We start from the raw sequence: 20,031 nt of genomic DNA on the forward strand, positions 1-20,031 counted from the left end.
AATTGCAAACCTTTATTTAATGCGAATTTATTATCCCCGTAATTGGATAGTAAGTGAAATGAAAATAGCTGTAACATATGATAAAGACTATAATTTAAAACCCTTAGATGAAGCTGAAATAATAGGAATTATAAACGAGGAGAAGAAGGAAGTTGAACAGTACGAGAATCCTGGTGTTGGAAGCAAGGAGATGACGATGGACGCTATTCTAAGCCTTGAGCCAGATGCAATAGTAGTTGGCAAACAGTTCTTATGCCCCGGTTCGTATATGATGTCTTATGGTAGAATAAAGTACATTCCTACGGAGTATAAGACTTTAAATGACGTATTAGATCACCTAGAAGAATTGAAAAAGAACATGAAAGACGAACTAGAAGAAGATATGTACGCCGAACCCTTCCATCACCACCATCATCACGGCCATTTCTAACGTGTAAAATAATAGAAATTATTACTTTTTTAAATAAGCTAAGGAGATAAGAATCAGAAAGAATAGAAAGGTTTGTAATTAAAAATTCCCCCTGAGCCTTACATTAGGGAATTTAAATAAAAAACTCATACTCATGGATCAGCTGGATCCTTTTTAATTAATACAGTAGAAGATAAAAAATGTGAATTATATGTTACTGTTTTAGGGTAGTTCATTTATAATAAAATACGGAAAATCAAACTGAGAATTAGATTTATCTGACTATTCCGAACTAGAACTAATAAGTTATAACTTAAATATTTTAGGTATGGGATGTTAGCTCGTATCTTTTCACTTTCTGACGACGGAGTGTTTTTACTCTTAAAGACTTCTTTACTCATGCGAGGAGGCTCTTTTCATGTAAAGTTAGAGTAACTCGATTAAAAATCTTACATACTGTATGAAGTTAACTGATTGTTCGCTAAAAGTGACCACACTCAACGTAATGTTAGATGTCGATGTTACTGGTGTTATAGTTAAAGGAAGCAACCGTTGACGCGAAGTGGTTCGTAACTAAATGTAGTCCTAATGTAACTACTATTATTTAGTACGATAACTATTAGTCCTATTATTTTACCGCTTAGACCTTTCATACGTTTTAGTACAAGTCGGTTATAATAAATTTTATCTATATGTGATATAAATAATATTTTCCTTGGTTGAGTAAGAATCCAAAATGAGTCTAGGAGTAAAATTTGTGTTTCCCGTAGTGTAACTCTAAAGGTTAAAATAGGATATGGCTGATAATACTCCCACTCATTGAGAAAGCCCGAACAAATGTCCTTGTGAACTATTCTATCAACAGGATATATAATTTTCTTGTCACAAAGATTATATAGGATTACTTACAAGACTAGTGGTGAAGACTAATGAAAGCTTGGTATGTGGTAATACTAGGGATATTGAGCGGATTAGTTAGCTTCTTTCTATTTACTTTTCTGGATTTTTACGCCTTCCTACAAGGACCTTCCTGGTGGTTCAACCCTATAGACGAGTACGTCCTGCCGATCGTAGTAGGGGTAGTAGTTGCCAACTTAGTTTCTGGAAAATTTAATACAATATTAAGGATTTATCTAAACTTAATATCAGGAGTGGTATCTTACGTAGGATCTTACGTGATTATATTAACGTTAATATCTATTCATCAACTTTTAATTTAACAAGGTTCCAAATTTTTTACATACTGAATTATTTATGAGGAACGGTGTAGGGACTGAATTGTGATGATCCCTAGGAAAATGATGAGTTTGCCGAGTACGGAGTAATGACGAAGTGAAGGTGGCTGATATACTTTATCTCTTTTCACAGATTGTTGTACAACCGCGTTCTTCAATCCTATTACATTCTATTCTAGTTACACCAACTACTCTCTCCAACTCCTTCCTAATTGTACTATCAATATATATCACTTTATAACCGGTTATGGATATCCATAGCTCACGTAACTCAGTTATAGCCAAATGGGGTTTTACTCTTAACATCTCTTCGAGCTTTTGATCATAATCCTTCTTTGTCGTGATTACCTTATATTCTTTATATACAACATCCCCGCTGATCCCACAAAAATCTAAGCCATCAACGTAAATTGTGATAAAGCCGTTTGATGAGAGAAGGAATGAAGTGTCTGCTCCTTCCAATTGGATATTATAGCTGTTGAGGTAGTGGCTCCACCTTCGAAATTTTCTCCCTCTGGCTTTTAATGAGACGATTGAGGATAAGCTAAAAGAATACAGAACGTCTTGAGGCTGTATAGTGATAAAATCTGGATCACGAAAAATTGTTGACCCCTTACACTCGGTACTAACTATTTCGCCGTTACACACGTAAGAGTATTCAGGCAAAGGTGGAACTATTATTTCTTCCGCTCTCTTTGTTTTTAACTTCACAATAATATGATATTAAATTACCAAATTAAAGTAGTTTTCGACTTTTGATATTATAACATTAATATGATAGAAAAACCCTTGTTTTAAGGATATAAGCTTTTTAAATAAGTTGATAGAATGTTTATTGATCAAGCATGGCTGTAAACGATAAAATATTTTACGTGGTGACCCTAATTGTTCTATTAATAGACATAATAATATATTCTATTTATCCAGTATTTAATAGTGCAACAGAGACAGTAGGTGGTCTAACTATCTTCTATTTCTACCAGATAATACTACTAATAGTTTCATCTATAATGTTCGTAGCCGTAAGTCTAATCTTCAAAAATAGGTGACGGAAAATGGCAATGGGCTTGCACGTTGATGGTTTAACCCTAGCCACTTTCGTCGTACTTTTTGCATTTTTCACATTTCTAGGTTTTTATGGTGCTAAGTGGAGGAAAGGAGATTTATCAAAACTCGATGAATGGGGACTAGGAGGAAGAAGGCTAGGCTGGTTAATAGTCTGGTTCCTGCTAGGCGCTGATTTATTCACAGCTTATACGTTTATAGCTGTACCATCGGCATTTTTAGCAAAAGGAGCGATATATTGGTTCGCTGTACCATATGTAGCTTGGGGATTCGGAGTAGCACTGCTAACAATGCCGAGACTCTGGATAGTTGCTAAAAATAAGGGTTATGTTACAGCGGCTGATTTCGTGAAGGATAGGTTTAATAATAAGCCCTTAGCAATGGCCGTGGCATTAACTGGAGCAGTAGCTGAGTTGCCATATATCGCGTTGCAGATCGTAGGAATGGAGGCTGTTCTAGCTGTATTGTTGGTAGGGTTAGGAATATCACCGCATGCAACGATTGCGGGCTTAAGTGTAACAGAACTAGCTTTACTACTAGCATTCATAGTCCTAGCTGCGTTTACAATAACTAGTGGGCTAAGGGGAGCTGCTTTATCTGGTATATTCAAGGACATCTTAGTGTGGATCACTGTAATTACAGTAGCTGTGTATATACCGCTCATACACGGAGGTTACGGAGCAGCTCTAAGTGCTGCACAGTCTTACTTATCTAATCCTAAGAGCGGTATACACAATGTTGTGGCGTTAAAGTCGGCTCTCGGTTATACAGTGCTTCCCTCTCAACTTTACGCTGCTTACTTTTCCTTAGCTTTAGGAAGTGCTCTAGCCTTATACTTATATCCTCACGCTATAAACGGTTCCTTATCATCTGAGAGTAGAGAGAAGCTGAAGTTGAGCACATCGTTATTGCCTATATACGGAATCGGCTTAGCTTTAATCACTCTATTTGGCATTTTAATATATTTAGTACCGAGCGCGTTAAACCTTGTAATAACTACTAAGAATGGTTCGTTAACAGTTCCCGCTTTGATAGCTGCTTCAATGCCTGATTGGTTTGTAGGTTTAGCTTTCTTAGCTATATTCATCGGTGGGTTAGTGCCAGCAGCGATCATGGCTATAGGTGTGGCTAACTTGCTAACGAGAAACGTAATAGGTGAGTTTACAAAGCTATCTCCCTCGAGTGAGGCTAGGTTAGCAAAGATCTTGTCTACAGTGTTCAAGTTTGTTGCGTTAGCTTTCGTATTTGTAGTTCCTCCTACCTATGCGATTCAGCTTCAACTTTTAGGCGGAATACTTGTTTCCCAAACATTACCGGCTGTATTCATCGCTCTATATACCGACAAGTTAGAGGGTAATTCAACACTAGCAGGTTGGATAGTAGGAATGGCTAGCGGAATTTATTTAACCCTCTATGTAAACCACTTCGGGCCACTAGTGAGCTCGTTCTTTAATACCCCTATGGGTCCGATTTATATAGCATTAATAGCGTTGTCATTGAACTTAATAACCACAGTTGTTGGTTCATTAATAGCCAGACTAGCAGGCTGGAAACCTATCTCAGTAATAACGGCACAGGACTTCGAGATAGAAGTTCAGAGCCCTTCAAAGCAGAATTAAGTTAAGTAATAATGACTTTTTTCTTTTATATTTTTATTATCTATAACATTATTATTATTCTACGCTTTTTTGTTTAGTTAATTTTAAATAATTAGCTATCTTGCCGTAACTTCATATTGATAGTTGATTATCAATATAGACTTACGATATAGCGAACTTTATGTTTTCAAAAGATTAAAAGCTTCCTTGTTTTAGGGAGAAAATCAGATTATATGTATACATGTATAAACTTTAATATCATCGTGGCTACTTTGGTTTTTATCTCACTACGTTAATCACTCACTTAGAGTCTCAAGTATTATCTTAGTAGCTGACTCGCTTAACTGACGTTAAATTTTGTTCATATTTTAGGTGTCTTTAAAACTCTCCTTTCTGTAATTATATCCTAACTTTATAACTCGCTATACAGATTACATAGATATATTTCGTTAAATAATAGACTTCCGTTACTCTTTCGTAGTTAGGACACTTATGGTATCTCATTTCAGTATAATTCCAAAGTTTTATTAATGAAAAAGTATCAAATTATTGCGAAGGTCTATATAGAATTAATTATACTTAAGACATCATGTTTACACTTACTAGCTCAAACGTCGTTAATTGAAAAAAAACTTATAAATCGTTCTCGCACTATAATTATAATGTCGGGACAGATGTAAGAGACCCGCCGTAGCTCAGCCCGGTTCTAGAGCGCCCGGCTGTAGGTGGATTAGCTGGTACCGGGTGGTCCGGGGTTCAAGTCCCCGCGGCGGGACTATATTTCTACCAAATTGTTTACACTAAAATATTATTTCCATTCTCTCCGTGAGAGACATAAACTACTCTTGGTTTAAGCTCTTTTATCCTCTGTATACTCTTCAAAAGCTCTTCTATATTCTCATGTATTACGGGCATTCTAAGCCCGTTCCTAGTCCCTTGTAACATATCCCCAACAATTATTGAGTTATCAGATGGTATGTAAATAGAGATTGAGTCCGACGTATGACCTGGCGTGTATAAAATCTGGAGACCATCTAATTCCTCTTCAGTTAACTCGCAGTCCGGTTCAATTCCCCTGAAGTTTTTCTTTGTAAAGGACGAAAAAGCGCCAATTAGGAGTTTGTAGGTGAAGGAGTGTACTACTGGTTTCCTAATCTCCTCTCCTCTAAGATTCTTTACTCCTTCCTTGTGAATGCAGAACTGTGCGTTCCGTAATGCGTTCTTAAGTTCATAGGCACTGCCTATATGGTCTATGTGAGAATGAGTAAAAATTACATATTTAACACGATCCTTATTAACTTCCGCAAGTATCTTCTGAGCAGAGTTAGGTAAACCGCTGTCCACTATTACTTGGTCACCGTTATCTAAATTGATAATGAAAGATTTTACGAATCTCATTTTGATTTCTTTAACATTCATGAGATAATTTTGTCCTACAGTTATTTAGTGTTAACTTATTAACATAGCGTGTGAAGTTACATGAAGTTTTGTGGCAATATTGATCAGGATCGTTAAACCTAACGTTCAATCTAACGATTTATTTTAATAGAATAAGGTTAAATATTGATTTTTACATAAATCACAAACTCGTGGAATACGAGTATTTAACTAAGATAAAACCAGTTCTAGATTATGATGTAGAAGGAAAAGACAGTCAAATTGCACTGATTATTAGGGAGAATAAGCCAGAAGTATACATCTACGGTGACAACAAAGTAAACACCTTCGGATTTCCAGAAGAAGTAGTTTGGGCTGATAATGACAGACTCCTGATAACTATAGATCCCGAGGGTGGAGAGAGGAGGGGAATTTATGAGTGGGAGAAGGGATGGGAGAAGCCAAAACCTCTCTTAGTCGACAAATACGATAATTCCTCTCCTATGGTCACCATTTACGGAATCCTCTTCATTTCTAATAGGGACGGGAAGACTTTACACCTCTATTTGTACGACGGTAAGAAGATCGAAAATATAAGCAAGGGAGAAGAGCCTGTAGGTGGTTATTGTACTAATGGAGAGCTGATAGTCTATTCTCAAGGAATATATGATGACAATATTTATGTCTCCGACTTCACTGGAAATGTAATAAAGGAGTTATCCTTTGACGAGAGCGAACAAATAGTCCCGTCGGAAAACTGCTTCTTAAATAAGGACAAGTTTATATTCCTCTCAAATCATAATGGTACTTTTGGGTTATATTCCTATGATATCAAAAAGGACGAGATTTCCAGTATAATTAACGTCTCGGATTATGACATTAATGAGGCTGTAGTTTATAACGAAAAGGTGTTATACACTTTAATAAAGGACGGTAAGAGTGAGTTATTACAAGTCCCTAACATACATCTTGAAAAAGGTGGTTATATCCACGACCTGAAGGTTGTAAAGAATTCTGTGTATTACCTGATGTCAAAACATTCTAGGGCTACAGACTTGTACGTAATTGAAGGTAAATTGAGCCAGAGGCTTACCGACTCAATGAACGGAGTCAAGGATGAATTCGTGAGCCCTACATCAGTAACTTATGACTCTGATGGTATTAAAATCCACGCGTTATTATACAGTAGGGGAAATGAGGACAAGGGAGTAGTTTACATACACGGGGGCCCGGACTTCCAATGTATTGACAACTTTAACCCTGAAATACAATTCCTGGTGAAGAAGGGGTTCAAGGTGATCTGTCCTGATTATAGGGGGAGCACCGGTTATGGTAGGAAGTTCAATCACATGAACGACAAGGATCTAGGAGGAGGAGACCTACGCGACGTTATTAATGCGGTTAAAGTACTAAACGTGAAGAAGGTAGCAGTTACTGGTGCTAGTTACGGCGGATATTTAACAATGATGGCCGTGACTAAATACCCTGACTTATGGTGTTCTGCAGTGGCTGTAGTACCGTTCGTCAACTGGTTCACTGAGAAACAGTTCGAGAGGGAGGTATTGAAACAATACGATGAAATAAAGATCGGTAACGATGAGGCTTTACTTAGGGATAGGTCACCGATCTTTTTCGTTGATAGAATAAAGGCACCATTAATGCTGTTGGCTGGCCAAAACGATCCCAGATGTCCAGCTGAAGAAACAATTCAGGTTGTTGAGGAGTTGAAGAAGCTGGGTAGGCAAGTTGAGTACAAGATATATGAAGGAGAAGGTCATGGGTTTATGAAGATAGAAAATTACATTGACTCAATAAAGAGGGCCGTTGAGTTCATTGCAAACCACTGTAAATAACGTTTTTACATCTATGCAAATAATATATTTTTCATGAAAACTTGAGTAATTATTTAAAAATGTGCAAAGCTTATATTAATTTCAATTAATAATTGTAATGACAAAAAATGTTGGGTAAGAAAATCTTCTTGGTATTTTTAATACTAAGTCTAATTTTGAGCTTAGTAGCTGCAGTATCGATACTAAGTGGACAGCCACCACTAATACCCTCCTCCCCGATAGTCATAACTAGGGAGTACACGTGCTATAACGGGACTTATTTCCCTTACACTATTAAAGTGATTTACTATCCAGAAAACGCTTCCGACTCAAATATGGGGCTACCCTCAACGTGGCCAGTAACTAATTCACAGCAAGATCACAACGCTGTTGTCACTACGACATGTACCGCGCTAATAACTGGCGTCTCTTGGGAATTACCTGCTGCTCAATTAGCAGGAGGTGTTTCAATACCTCTATCTACTCCTCCCTCTAAACTACCGGGAGCGAGTGTGATGGGGGTTAAGACAGCCTTAGTGATGTTAACACAAATGGTCGGACAACCTTTAGGGGTATCACTAGCAGATAACGAATTATTTGTAGAGATGGACAGTGTACCAGGGAGTATATTTGCAGTAAATCCTGTTACCGGGAACGTAATATGGTATGCTACCGGGTTAGCAAGTTATGCTATGAATAACCCCATAGTGTGGAACGGTATAATATTCGTTACTGTAGGTGATGTGGGCTTTAACTTTGCTAATTTTGTTCACTACGAAAAAGGTCAGTACGATTTAATCCATAGAGGTATGGGTTATGGAGCTATATATGCCTTTAACGCTTCTGACGGAGTATTATTATGGATGAGGTTTACAATGGGTGAAGCGATGCCAGCTCCTGCAGTATATAATGGTATATTAGCATATACTACGGGTGGAGGTTGTTTCGTAGGTGTTAACGCTAGTACTGGACAAGTCATATGGATGGATGATTTCAAGGGACTATTCGCTAGTATGAGTAGTGTGAATTACTACGTACTACCTAACGGTACACCGGTATTCATAGGTGGGTTCACTTCCTTAGGAGCTCCCTACGGATTAATAATTGCTGTAAACGGACTAACCGGTGCTACGATGTGGAACGCGACTCTGCCTTCACCCAATAAACCATATAATACCGGTATGGGTGACGTACCCGTAGCAGTATCACAACAATATGGTATCGTAGTCCAGAGCACTGTTGCAAACGCTGAGCCTAACGGGACTGTGGACACGATGTTGTTAGCAATAAATGCAACTAACGGAAAGGTTCTATGGGCTACTAACTTAGGTAGAGGATATACTCCTCCAGCATTTAAGGGTGGAATTCCGATAATAATAAATGACACTGTCTACGTAGGAATACCATCTTTAGGTAGTGTAGCAGCGGTAAACCTGTTTACTGATAAAATACTTTGGGAAACCAGACTACCAGATTTAGGAATACCTCCTAAGTTGCCCGGAGGTCCTAGAGGTAGCCCGACTTACTACCACGGATTATTGTGGGTAGCAGCAGGAGGAGACATTTACGTATTAAACCCGCATAGTGGACAAATATTGGCAACTTACCAAGTAGGAGGAAGGTTCGGAATAGTGAACCCAGTAATCGCCGGAAATACAATGTTCTTAGCGAATAGTTACGGCTGGGTAATAGCCCTTCCGCTAAACGAAATATTTCCCTCTTATCAAAGCTATTGAGATGGGGGATTCTTCTTCCGCCTTTATATGAAGATCTGATTGCCAACTAACGAATGATAAGAAGTTAACCTTAAAATTTAACGTTTCAATCGGTTTTTTACTGGTTTCGTCGTCAACTACTACTATTCAGTTTAAATTGTACGAAGATATATATTTTTTATGAATCTTGCAACAAGGCTAAGTATTATCATAATCCTTCTAGTATCTTCCTTCGTGTTTTATCTCTTAGCTTTTCACTACGTGAGAATAGGTGGTATGCTATCAGCTATAACGTTCTGGTCAGCAGTTTGGCTTATGATACCTAAGAGGTTCTTCAATATGGTGTGGGGAGAGATTAAAAAAGGCAGGGCCTATTGGATTTCTGCATCCATTTATATGACATTTCATGTACTTCTTTACGGAGCCTTTTATGAAGCATTATTTGGCGGTGTAGAATATTTGCCCTATGTGACTGTTTATTTCGGAGCAGCTGTTCCTCCTCCTCTTCCCTACTTTGTCGAGTACGAGACTGAGGCTATAGGCTTCACTTTTTACCTTTACGGTTTCGTATCAGATGCTATTCCCTATACGATCTTTTTAGGTTTAATCCTCTCCTTACTACTAGGAGCCAACGTTGAAAGAGTATTGGAGTTGTGGAAAGCTGTAAAGGCTAAGAAGAAAAGTATAACACTTGTAGTCTTACCTACAGTTGGAATAATTTCTGGGACATCTTGTTGCCTCTCCTTACCTACTTTGATAATAGTCACTGTTGCTGCTGGAATAGGGGCTGTATTTTCAGTTCTACCGATTCTTGCTTCCCCGACTTATTATATACTGGTCTATTATATCCTACCTTTAGGCTCTGTAGCTCTCCTTACGGTCAACTTGAGGGATCTGAATAGAGTGTTGAAGTGTAGATTTAATAGAAACTGGGAAATAAAAAGTGAGACCAAGAGATAAGTTTAAGGTAAAGAGCTTTGGGACTTGTTAAAACTTTATTTACCATAAACGTATAATATGTGGTGTGCGGGGGTGCCCGAGCAAGGTCAAAGGGGTCGGGCTCAGGACCCCATAAGTGAGAACCCCGATGGCGTAGGCCTGCGTGGGTTCAAGTCCCACCCCCCGCATTATTATAAGATTAATTTTAACTAGACCTATTCTTGTCAGATAGCTGTAATTTATGTTAACTTTGTTTGTTGGAGGATCGTTTAGTATTTTTTAGTAACCTCTTTGCTTCACGTTTATTTAACCTTAATACTGTGTTTTTGCCTATTATTACTACACTATCTATTGTATTGTCTATATCTTCTATAGATAATCGCTTCATATCTCTTTTAATTATTCATCTGTTCTTACAGTATCAGTGTTACCATAATCTATTAGTATACTCTAGTATTAACAGATACAATTCCCCCGTCAACTTCTATGTTAGCGATCACATTCTTCTCCTTAACCATGTTTTTGCCCCCTTTCACTAATCCGCCGTTTACGTTCTTATTGAAAATTATTCCTATGTTAGAAGGTATTTCTAAATCCAGATTTATCGTCCCTCCGTCTACCTCAGCATATAAGGTACCTTCTCCGGCATAACGTAATTTAGAGTTAGCAACTCCTCCATTTATTTGGATTTTAGAGTTTACCACGTTTTCCACGTCTGCGCGAAAAACTCCTCCGTCTATCTCAATCGAAATATTTGCAATCGAGTTCTTTAGCGTAATAGCTCCTCCATTAACTTCTCCTTTCAATGAGTTCAATGACGGATAATGTATCACTGCGTAACATCCATCGATCTCTATCCTTAATTCGTTTCCTATATCTTTCATGTGAAATCCGTCTTCGTCTACACATTTGATTACGGCGTGTGGGTCACCTTGATATATAGTGACCTTACCTCCATTAATACTCACAGTTAAGTCAGGCTTTAGAGATAGAGGACCGTTATATACTTCGAACATTTTATGCCAGCCGAAACCCCTAGCGAAAATTTCGTCTAGTTTAGAAGGTAATTCAGCTATTGATTGTATACTCTTAAACAAACTAGAAAGTCCAGGGGTAAGCAAAAATGCACCTTTTTCCTCTTCATCTTCTTCATTACTGTTAGCTTGAGTGGGGGCTTCATTATGTATTTGCCTGATCATGTTTAAAGCCTTAACCCCTAAGGGTGTTAACTCATAATACCCTTGGTTGTTTTTAGATATGAGACCGTTAAGTTTTCTAATGTGAAAAGCCAGTGCCGGACTGTCTAACCCTAAATCCTTTTGTAACTCGGAAAAAGTCTTTGGTTTTTCAGCTAACAGTTGGATTATTTTTCTCCTGATTTCATGAGATATTGCATCGAATATGTCTCCGTTTTGTGACTCCATATTAATTAATATGTCACATGATTTATAAATCCATTAGTAAATTTCAATTTATTCAAATAGTAAAGAGATTTTTACTCCCTCATTAAGCAACTTATCAAAAACGTATGTGAAATATAAAGGTAAAAATAAACGAAAAAAGTAGAGAAAATATCGTAAATAATAGAGACTTAAAAGGGTTTTTAAATATTACTAATGTGGCAGTTTTATTCCTCAGTTTTAGGATAATATACTCTTCTCTCATAAACCTTCAGTGACAGCCATATACATAAATTTGTTCTAAATTAAACTTTTTAGTCCCGAAAAGACTCGATAAATCATGGTCGATAGATCTTTTTTATTTCTCTTCATATCAAGGGTCGCTAGGAGTATTGCACTAGTCTACGTCAGCCTTTCTATTCCTCTCTACCTTTCATTACTCGGGCTTTCCGTAATCAACGTCGGATTAATAGTGTTTGGAGTGATCGCTTTCTATTCCCTTCTCTCACTGGGTTTAGGCTTATTAGGGGACAGATACGGGTATAAAAAGTCGTTAATAATAGGTGACATGCTCCCCTTATTCGGCATAACCGCACTTAGCTTTACCTCCAACATAAACCTCGTTATACCACTCTTGATCATTACCGGTATAGGCGGAGGGGCTAGCGGTGGTCTAAGAGGTCTCTGGTCCCCCGGGATATCCGCATTAGTAGCTTCAAATTGGAGGGACGAAAAAGAAAGGGTTAAAAAACTCGGTTACTTAAGTTCAGGTGCGAGTAGTGCGAGCGTCATAGGTAGTTTATTGCTCTCCCTCCAACCCCTCATCCATAAACCGGCGGTAGAAGAGTACAGAACGCTCTTCGCTGTAGCTGCAGTATTAATGGCGATTTCAGTAATAAGTATTGCCATAGTTAAGGAGGCCAAAAGACCCAAAAAGACCACAAAGATCATGGGAAAGAAGAGCTTCTCTTACATCTTACGGGTCATAGCGTCAAACACGGTAACCGGGGCTGGGATAGGGTTAGCCGTCCCCTTGCTTCCCCTATGGTTTAAGTTGGCTTACCATGTTACGGAATCCCAGATCGGTCTGGTTTTCACGATCTCGTATTTACTGACCTCTTTGGGTTCCGCCCTAGCTTCAAAAGTAAGGGGAAACACGTTATTTGTAGCCTCAATAACGAGGTTACTAAACGGCGTATTCCTCATAGCAATGGCTTTATCACCTTTTTTTATCATGGCAGCTGTGTTTTATGCTGTAAGGGGTTTTAACGCTGGAATAGGGGCGCCAAATAGAACTGCAATAAACGTTAGGGGAATCTCAGCGGAGGACTACGGTGCTGCGACTAGCATTCAAGGCGTTTCAACACGTGTAGCTCAGTTGAGTAGCGGTGCAAGCGGTATTCTGATGGATATTTGGTTACCTCTACCCGAGATAGTAGGAGGGGTCTTGCAGATAGCTGGCGGTTATATTTATTACAGCTTGTTGAGTAAGGTTAAGAGCGAATGATATTTAGATACACTTAAATTGTTCGAATTCGAACTATTTTTATGGAACCCAACGATTTCAGGGCACTTGCCATAACTTCATTAGCTCACTTCATGAACGACGGTACTTTCCTGATCTTCCCTTTGTTAATAGTGTTTACCCATGGCGTAACTTTTCCTTACTTTTAATTACTTTTAATTCCGCCACGGGCACCCCTCTTAAGGGATCATACACAGTCACCCTTAACTCATTGGGGCTAGTCGAGGGAAACACCAATACCCTCCCATCCACCTTTCTTACCAAGTTAAGAGGAGCAATAGAATCCCTCTCCAAAAGAACCTCACCACTCTCCAAGTACCTAGCGTTCACCTTGAAAACCTTAATCCCCCCACCCTCGTGAGCAGTGCCCGTCATCAGGTAGGGGTTAAAAACCCTGATAACCTTCTCAACTACTTGCTTACCCTTCCTCAACTTCTCACCGTTAAACGGGTTGATAGAGGAAGTGTAGGACTCAGAAACCTCATCAACGTCTATCGCTTGAGTTTTCAACATATCCACAAATTTAACAACACTCCACTGGTGAATCCTATGCCTAAGCTTATCATTTTTATTGCTCTCCATCTTCTCCTTAGACCTTGAGGAGAACTTACCAACAATAACCTTAGCCCTTAAATCCCTAGCTAATTCCACGACTCTCTTAACAGTCTTCCTCAAAACGTCAGTTTTCCTCTCCCTTTCCCTTAATTTCCTCAACTTCTTCTTAACTAGTTGGTCCTTAGTTGAGTGTCCCTTAGTAATCTCTTCCCTTCTCAAGGAATAATTAACCACAATCCTCCCTAATCCAGTTTCATATCTCCTCAACTCCTTGAGTTTAAAATTTTCAAAAGTCGCTAAAGTGACGTTGTTCTCATTAACGTCAATAGAAATATAATTACCCTCCTTGGACTCAACTTCAACCTCCTTCTCGAAAGTCAACCAAACTAAGACTTTCCTACCAACTAACCTCAGCTTAAGCTCTTGCGAAACCCTCCAACCTTCATATATGTAGTGGACAAATTGCTTGGTGAACTTGAGGGGTATCTCGACCCAACCCTTGTGAGTTAAAACGCTGACAGAAACCTTGTTAAACTTCCAATTAACCATGTTAGGAATAGTGATCATAACCCTCTTATACTCTGGTTTATCCTTCCTCGTTAACCCTTTCTTCCTCCTCTCCCTAAAACTCTTAACAATCCTACCAGCAACGATATAAGCACCTTCAATAACCCTTGAGGGTAGGAAGGGGTACTTCTCCTTATAGTCACTGTAAAACCTCTCGTGTAACTTCTTCCTAGTGGTCTGTAAGGCCTCTGATAGGATTACCTCAATCATTTCATTAACGAACTTCCTCTGGTATTCCTCAACCTCTCTGAGAACTCGATATTTCCACTCGTTCAAGAAGTCGCTCTCTAGTTTAACCGTCCTTTTCAACGTCTTCAACACATTTTATCACCTTCTCATACTCTTGGCCGTAAATTCTTGGGGCGAATGACTTGACGATTTCTACAAAGTCCTCCACTAGCTCTTGCACGTAATCCTTTTCATCTTGGAAAGCCACAATAACGTTTACGCCATATGCTTTGAACAACTCTACGAGGTATTCGAAGCCGAAACGTGTTAGCCTGTCCTTGTAAGCTACTACAACTGTGTCAATTTGCCTCCTCTTGGCTAATTCTATTAATTTCTTTAAACCTTCTCTGTCCTCTTTCAACCCGGAACTTATGTCCTTAACTTCTATTGCACTCACTTCTCCGAGAGTTTTCCTAACCCATTCTCTTAATGCGTCCAATTGCCTCTCTAGGTAGTCCTTTTGTGTTGGTGAAACTCGAGCGTAAATCGCTACTTGTTTAACCCTTCCACCGCCAGATAGTAATCTTTCAATTTCGCTGTAAGGTATTCTCCACCTACCGTTAACCTCAACAGCCTTTATCTTCCCTTCCCTAATCCACTTAATAACACCACTCCTACTCATGCCGAATATTTCAGCAACTTCACTAGGTGTTAGATACCTCTCCACAGTAATTAAAAGTAACTAGAAGTATTTAAAAGTAACGTGAAAGTGTTACAGTCTACTATTCTACCCAAGATCACGTTAGTCTGGTATTCCTAGGGGCTTTATCGATTGTTTACACTCTACTTTCCGGTTTACTATCTCCTCTGATAGGTGACTTTGCCGATAAACATGACCTGGACACTCCGCTGATGAGCTTAGGGATCTTCATGGAGGGTGTGTCAATACTTCTTTTCGCATTAGGCTTTTTCACACCCTTGCTGATAGTTATAGGAACAGTACTCTTAGGTATAGGACAAGCTTTTTATCATCCGATCGGTGGTGCAATACTTTCTAGGGTTTTCGGTAGGAGCAGCGGAAGAGCACTAGGTATTAACGGAGCCTTCGGAAGTATAGGTAGGGCATTGATGCCATCGATAATTACGTTTCTAATTGTAGCTATAGGAGAAATCGGAGGTCTGTTATCCCTGACAGTAGTGTTCGTCTTAGCAACAATGGTAATCTACCTCGGTCTAAGACAGTACAAAAAGAGATCCCTTGAAGAAATTAGAAAAAGGGCGGAAAAACTAGACAGAGTACTTTATAAATTCCTTATCATACTTGGTGTATTGGTATTTATTAGGAGCATGTTCATAACTGGGACTACCACGTTCACAGGGGAATTTATTTACTATATATACCATTCAAAGACCTTAGCGGGGATCTTCTTGACGGTGGGATTTCTAGGCTCTGTTCTGGGTCAACCGGTTTTCGGTTGGGTCACTGAGAAGAAGGGAGGGAGGTTTGCATTTCTGATAACAAGTATACTGTCAGTGTTGTCCTTCCTCGGCTTTTTGTTGCTGTCTGATAACTTGTTAGCTTCCGTGTTGATGTACAGCGTCTTTACATTTGCCGCTTTTAGTGCTTTCCCCGTGCTTTTGGGGTACGTATCTCAGACTTTTCCCAAGTCATTTTACACGGTCGCTAACTCATACATCTGGGGGATAGGCGTTACTGTGGGAGGTGCTGCGGGTAATGCGTTAATCACGGCGTTATTAGGTTTTAATTTCTCGTTAATATCGACGTTTTACATAGCTCTCGTCTTAGCTGTTTTATCAACCGTGTTAATCCCGTTAATACCTTCGAAAGTAAAGGTTAATTAGACAAGGTGTCGAGCTGTTTTATCAATGTGAAATAGTAGTCCAAAACTCTTACAATATACTCGTTACTTTTTTCCCGTATTTTTACCCTCGTTTTTTAAAGTATAAATTAAAAAGAACTTATTCCCTTCTAGCTTACACAAGGCCATAAGGCTAATCGCTCTAGAGTATATAGTTTTCTGAGCTATGCTTAGTCATGTCCTTTTATCCTCTCTGTCATTGCCAGAAAGCTTGAATACATTACTTCTTTCCAGTTAACGTTCCAATAATTAGTAGTTTTAAGTTCACTACCGTCGTCAGTTATCAACATCTTTATCCGGGCTTTTTTAAGCATTCTAAAAGCTGGAAAACAGAGGGAACCATGAGCTGCTAGGACTTTGTCAGCACCCAGCCTGATGCACTCTTTAGCCACTGCAGGTCTTTTCATTGGCGAATCGAGAGCCGGGTTTTTCTTCTTTAACACTATCTCGCCTTTAGTCTCATCATAAAGTACTAGTAAATCTCCCCTTGAGAATATTCTCACACGAAAGTCAGAGTCTGTTACTGTACAAATCATATTGTTAAGTTTGTAGATTGAGCTTATAAATATGTGTCAGTTTTTGTGCGTTTAACGTAGTCACCATGATTGTTGAAAAATTTTAAAAATAACGTGGTGGGAAATAAATTGTAGCTTATATATTCACTATAATATACGACGAGTATTTATTTATTTAAGCAAAGAAGACGAGTATATATAAAAAGTATTTAGAACAGTTGAATGTTCCTCATGAGTTTATATATACTGTAAACTAACACTATGTTCATTACCAGAAACATTGCTATTCCGACCGGTGGGAGTTCATCATTACTCCATTGCAAAAACGGGTAGTCTACATTGGAATATTGGGGATAACCTAGGACAAAAAAGATACTTAAGATTGAGTCAGATAGCATGTATACAGCCAAACCCACGAGCTTTTGTGACAGCGACATATTAGGTATGTAAGACCCGGCTAAAAGACCTCCTACAAAAAATGTAACTTCACACAAAACCCGGTATTGCCAAAAGGATGCGGCTAGAGCGAAGAACAACGGGATGTGCCAGAACCCAGCGGGTATAGCACCTATAAGTAGAGCCCAGAAGGAGCCCCTAAAATACTTATAACCTGCAATTAGCCCTGCAACATACAGAGCGTAGTGGTCTAGCATGTAAGCAATAGGATTAGTGAACTGGAGGAGTTCTACATAAGGGTTGACAAAAGCTAAAACGAATATTAACGAGATAATTAAGGGTTTTTTAGAAACGTTATGGTTTAATTTAATCATATAAAAAATTACGAGATATACCTTAAAAAATTTACTTTTATTAATCTAAGTTTTTATCACTACTATTTAATGTTTTTGTGTTTACCGTCTTAGAAGAAGAGCTATCATCTGTAGTATTCATTGTTATGTTAGTCCCTGTAGGCATTGATGGTGCTTCGCTCCTTACCCAGAATACGTTAGTCCCCACTCTTAGTAAAGTGAATAATACTGGTATAGCGTACATCGCGAAGCTTATTCCCATCATCATTCCAAAGTAAGATATTACATCCATGAAAGACTGGAAGTACGGCTGATATGATACATACCTCCTGATTAAACCTTCATAACCTGCAATACTCATAACATAACCAGCACCGAGTGCTCCTATAGTCCATAGACCTAGACCTCCGAATACCATTCCCTTGCCTATACTCGATAATTGCATTAACGTCCCCATTTTAGTTTGCAACATGTCTAACAATATTGCCACATAACCCACGACAATAATTGTCCAGATCATCAGGTGGAAATGACCTACTATGTAGTAGGTGTTGTGGACTAATGCGTCTAACGGGTTTATTGGTAATATCAGTGCTTGTAAACCTGCTAGAATAAATCCTATTAAGGCTATAAGAGCTGAGAATCCTACGGGATTCTTGTAGTCATACTTCTTGGCTGTTGCAATTGTTAAACCTAAATTAAGTACTGTTAAGCCTGAACCAGTAGCTAATATAAGTGTGCTAGAAGTCATGAATGCTCTAATGTACACTGGTAAGGGCCAAGTCTGTAAATGATGAACCCATACTGTCATTCCGAAAGTGAAAAGCAATAATATGTTCCACCTAGCCCATTTATCACTATATAGAGGTCTTCCAGCAAATTGTGGTATTAGAGCATATAGCCCTCCGAATACAGTAAACGGTGCATAGTAAACTACTGGATGCCCCCAGAACCAGAATAACACTACCCATGTTAACGGGTTTACCGGAACGTTAGCCCAAAAGTATAGTACATACCATAACTCAGCAGCAGCTAGTGCCGGTTCCGTTAAGAATATAAACGCTCCTGCAAATATCATTGCATATGCTGCAAATATAGGTATTTTACCTTCTTTAGGCTTGGTCTTTAATCCGTCAATGAACATAACCAAAGCAGTTAAGGAAACAGCTACTGCGTTTATGAACATCATGAAGTAAGCTAAACCAATCAATATAGATGAGTGAAAGATCATCCAGCTTCCGCTCTGTAATGCTAAAGGTGGATACATGTACCAACTTGTCATTGGACCTCCAGCAAAAGTCACTATCATTGGTAGGTTTATCAACCAGAATAGAGCGTATAGTAACTTATTGTGAATTATCGACATGTTGCTTTTATACAATGCGTAGGCAAAGATAGAGAACGAGAGGTCTTCAACTATTATCATCATGGCAGCTTGCCCGTGAAAAGTCACAAGGAAGTAGTAAAGTGGAGCTACGGCTGCTTCAGTCTTGGGTGGTAGGTTAGGGTTTAAAAGTATAGTTCTGAACCATAATGCTGCTATTCCCATAGCTATTAGCCATGCAATCGCTCCACTTGCATAAACTAAACCTAAACCCAAACCCGTTTTAGGATATAGTTTTACCATTTTACATCACCCAACCCATATATAACCATACATTAATGGGTGGCCTACTCCACAATATTCCGAACAATGGAATGTGTAATTTCCAGGGGTATTAGGTGCGTAAAAAAACGCATAGGAGTTAATACCCGGGACTATATTCAAGTTTTGTGTACCATGAGGTAGTTGTATATAAAAGCCATGATCTACGTTGTTACTATATAACACTATTACTATCGGCTGACCTGGCATTGCCTTAATATAAGGCACTGATAAGCCTGGATTATATCCTTGTGCATAACCTATAACTTGTGGTACACTTATGTTTTCCATATGTCCGTTAACGTAAATTATTTCTGTAGCGTTTTGTGGTATAAATGCCCACTGGACTGCTAGCATATAGACTACCAGAGTTCCATTAGGCAGATGTTTAGGTAAACCACTACCTAACGGTAGACCGTATCGATAAGTGGCTGAAGTTCCATTAGCTATAGAAACATAGCTATAGCCAGTAAAAGCAATAACTAAAGCTAACATGATGAAGAACCAGATCTTCTCCCAATCTCTATGCTCATTTGCCAATTTGGGTCAAAAATTAATTACAAGTAATAGTTTAAAAGCTTTTCTTAGTATTTATTTTTAATTATCATTAAATTTTAAAGTAAAAAATTAACAAAATGAAGTTTTATATCTATAATATGGAAAAAGGATAATTGATTTTATGAGGTATAGTAGATAGTATTAAAATAAATTAAAAAATAAAAATCAAAAGAAAATATTTAACTTGTTATTATTACGTATGGTGTTGTTACTGAGGTTGATGCTATTATTGTTCCCCACATTCCAGCTAGTGCGTGTCCCGGTACTCCGCAAGCAAACCAATATATTCCTGCAGGTAG

General features: G+C 38.6%; 18 protein-coding genes, 2 tRNA genes and 1 pseudogene. 11 read left to right on the plus strand and 10 right to left on the minus strand.

Translation table 11 applies throughout. The features are described 5' to 3' along the window. The first annotated feature begins 58 nt into the window (after nucleotides 1-58). Nucleotides 59-430: a hypothetical protein gene (locus WIW89_RS13350; protein ID WP_337721123.1), complete on the plus strand. Its 372-nt coding sequence runs from the start codon at nucleotides 59-61 to the stop codon at nucleotides 428-430. A gap of 908 nt (nucleotides 431-1,338) precedes the next feature. Further along, entirely contained in the window at nucleotides 1,339-1,629 is a 291-nt protein-coding gene (locus tag WIW89_RS13355; protein ID WP_337701970.1) for a hypothetical protein, read from the plus strand. A gap of 132 nt (nucleotides 1,630-1,761) precedes the next feature. On the opposite strand, the gene WIW89_RS13360 is transcribed toward WIW89_RS13355, so the two are convergent. Further along, a complete protein-coding gene (locus WIW89_RS13360) occupies nucleotides 1,762-2,355 on the minus strand; it encodes a hypothetical protein (protein WP_337721125.1) in 594 nt (197 codons plus the stop codon). 134 nt (nucleotides 2,356-2,489) lie between these two features. Between WIW89_RS13360 and WIW89_RS13365 the strand changes: the two genes are divergently transcribed. From WIW89_RS13365 to WIW89_RS13375, 3 genes are all read left to right on the plus strand, one after another. After that, nucleotides 2,490-2,693 carry a hypothetical protein gene (locus WIW89_RS13365; RefSeq protein ID WP_337701974.1) on the plus strand — a complete coding sequence of 68 codons (204 nt, stop codon included), beginning with the start codon at nucleotides 2,490-2,492 and terminating at the stop codon, nucleotides 2,691-2,693. A 6-nt stretch (nucleotides 2,694-2,699) separates the two neighbouring features. After that, the gene (locus tag WIW89_RS13370; RefSeq protein ID WP_337701976.1) at nucleotides 2,700-4,328 is read left to right on the plus strand and encodes a sodium:solute symporter family protein; all 1,629 of its coding nucleotides are present in this window, start codon (nucleotides 2,700-2,702) and stop codon (nucleotides 4,326-4,328) included. A gap of 663 nt (nucleotides 4,329-4,991) precedes the next feature. After that, a tRNA-Tyr gene (locus tag WIW89_RS13375) sits at nucleotides 4,992-5,082 on the plus strand. A gap of 20 nt (nucleotides 5,083-5,102) precedes the next feature. Here the strand turns inward: WIW89_RS13375 and WIW89_RS13380 are convergent. Further along, nucleotides 5,103-5,726 carry an MBL fold metallo-hydrolase gene (locus tag WIW89_RS13380; RefSeq protein ID WP_337721126.1) on the minus strand — a complete coding sequence of 208 codons (624 nt, stop codon included), beginning with the start codon at nucleotides 5,724-5,726 and terminating at the stop codon, nucleotides 5,103-5,105. 170 nt (nucleotides 5,727-5,896) lie between these two features. Here WIW89_RS13380 and WIW89_RS13385 point away from each other — a divergent pair, with 170 nt between their 5' ends. The 4 genes from WIW89_RS13385 to WIW89_RS13400 all read left to right on the plus strand — a co-directional run bounded on the left by WIW89_RS13385 (nucleotide 5,897) and on the right by WIW89_RS13400 (nucleotide 10,358). Then, the gene (locus tag WIW89_RS13385) at nucleotides 5,897-7,537 is read left to right on the plus strand and encodes a S9 family peptidase (RefSeq protein WP_337721128.1); all 1,641 of its coding nucleotides are present in this window, start codon (nucleotides 5,897-5,899) and stop codon (nucleotides 7,535-7,537) included. Between the two features lie 107 nt (nucleotides 7,538-7,644). Continuing rightward, nucleotides 7,645-9,252, plus strand: coding sequence for an outer membrane protein assembly factor BamB family protein (locus WIW89_RS13390; protein ID WP_337721131.1), 1,608 nt, complete (start codon nucleotides 7,645-7,647; stop codon nucleotides 9,250-9,252). Nucleotides 9,253-9,411: 159 nt separating this feature from the next. Further along, nucleotides 9,412-10,191 carry a hypothetical protein gene (locus tag WIW89_RS13395; RefSeq protein WP_337721132.1) on the plus strand — a complete coding sequence of 260 codons (780 nt, stop codon included), beginning with the start codon at nucleotides 9,412-9,414 and terminating at the stop codon, nucleotides 10,189-10,191. A 66-nt stretch (nucleotides 10,192-10,257) separates the two neighbouring features. Continuing rightward, a tRNA-Leu gene (locus tag WIW89_RS13400) sits at nucleotides 10,258-10,358 on the plus strand. A 252-nt stretch (nucleotides 10,359-10,610) separates the two neighbouring features. Here WIW89_RS13400 and WIW89_RS13405 read toward each other — a convergent pair. After that, the gene (locus tag WIW89_RS13405) at nucleotides 10,611-11,594 is read right to left on the minus strand and encodes a DUF7347 domain-containing protein (RefSeq protein ID WP_337721135.1); all 984 of its coding nucleotides are present in this window, start codon (nucleotides 11,592-11,594) and stop codon (nucleotides 10,611-10,613) included. 316 nt (nucleotides 11,595-11,910) lie between these two features. Here WIW89_RS13405 and WIW89_RS13410 point away from each other — a divergent pair, with 316 nt between their 5' ends. Then, nucleotides 11,911-13,077: an MFS transporter gene (locus WIW89_RS13410; protein WP_337703367.1), complete on the plus strand. Its 1,167-nt coding sequence runs from the start codon at nucleotides 11,911-11,913 to the stop codon at nucleotides 13,075-13,077. 135 nt (nucleotides 13,078-13,212) lie between these two features. On the opposite strand, the gene WIW89_RS13415 is transcribed toward WIW89_RS13410, so the two are convergent. Continuing rightward, the gene (locus tag WIW89_RS13415; RefSeq protein WP_337721137.1) at nucleotides 13,213-14,538 is read right to left on the minus strand and encodes an IS200/IS605 family accessory protein TnpB-related protein; all 1,326 of its coding nucleotides are present in this window, start codon (nucleotides 14,536-14,538) and stop codon (nucleotides 13,213-13,215) included. Beyond that, nucleotides 14,510-15,112 carry an IS607 family transposase gene (locus tag WIW89_RS13420; RefSeq protein ID WP_337721139.1) on the minus strand — a complete coding sequence of 201 codons (603 nt, stop codon included), beginning with the start codon at nucleotides 15,110-15,112 and terminating at the stop codon, nucleotides 14,510-14,512. The genes WIW89_RS13415 and WIW89_RS13420 overlap by 29 nt, the downstream gene beginning before the upstream one ends. Before the next feature lie 77 nt (nucleotides 15,113-15,189). Here WIW89_RS13420 and WIW89_RS13425 point away from each other — a divergent pair. Further along, nucleotides 15,190-16,248 (plus strand): annotated as a pseudogene (locus WIW89_RS13425) (MFS transporter); the annotation flags it as partial. A gap of 187 nt (nucleotides 16,249-16,435) precedes the next feature. Here the strand turns inward: WIW89_RS13425 and WIW89_RS13430 are convergent. From WIW89_RS13430 to WIW89_RS13450, 5 genes are all read right to left on the minus strand, one after another. Further along, on the minus strand, nucleotides 16,436-16,801 hold the full coding sequence (locus WIW89_RS13430) for a NifB/NifX family molybdenum-iron cluster-binding protein (RefSeq protein ID WP_337721141.1): 366 nt from the start codon (nucleotides 16,799-16,801) through the stop codon (nucleotides 16,436-16,438). A 188-nt stretch (nucleotides 16,802-16,989) separates the two neighbouring features. After that, complete coding sequence (locus WIW89_RS13435) at nucleotides 16,990-17,550, minus strand: DUF1404 domain-containing protein (protein WP_337721143.1); 561 nt, start codon at nucleotides 17,548-17,550, stop codon at nucleotides 16,990-16,992. 40 nt (nucleotides 17,551-17,590) lie between these two features. Then, nucleotides 17,591-19,156, minus strand: a complete 1,566-nt coding sequence (gene soxB, locus WIW89_RS13440; RefSeq protein WP_337721145.1) for a proton pump complex quinol oxidase subunit SoxB — start codon at nucleotides 19,154-19,156, stop codon at nucleotides 17,591-17,593. A gap of 6 nt (nucleotides 19,157-19,162) precedes the next feature. After that, nucleotides 19,163-19,714, minus strand: a complete 552-nt coding sequence (gene soxA, locus WIW89_RS13445) for a proton pump complex quinol oxidase subunit SoxA (RefSeq protein WP_337721147.1) — start codon at nucleotides 19,712-19,714, stop codon at nucleotides 19,163-19,165. 197 nt (nucleotides 19,715-19,911) lie between these two features. Next, on the minus strand, nucleotides 19,912-20,019 hold the full coding sequence (locus WIW89_RS13450) for a sulfocyanin-like copper-binding protein (RefSeq protein ID WP_337701300.1): 108 nt from the start codon (nucleotides 20,017-20,019) through the stop codon (nucleotides 19,912-19,914). Nucleotides 20,020-20,031: the final 12 nt, after the last annotated feature.

Origin of the sequence: Stygiolobus sp. CP850M (assembly GCF_037389425.1) — an archaeon.
Classification (GTDB): domain Archaea; phylum Thermoproteota; class Thermoprotei_A; order Sulfolobales; family Sulfolobaceae; genus Stygiolobus.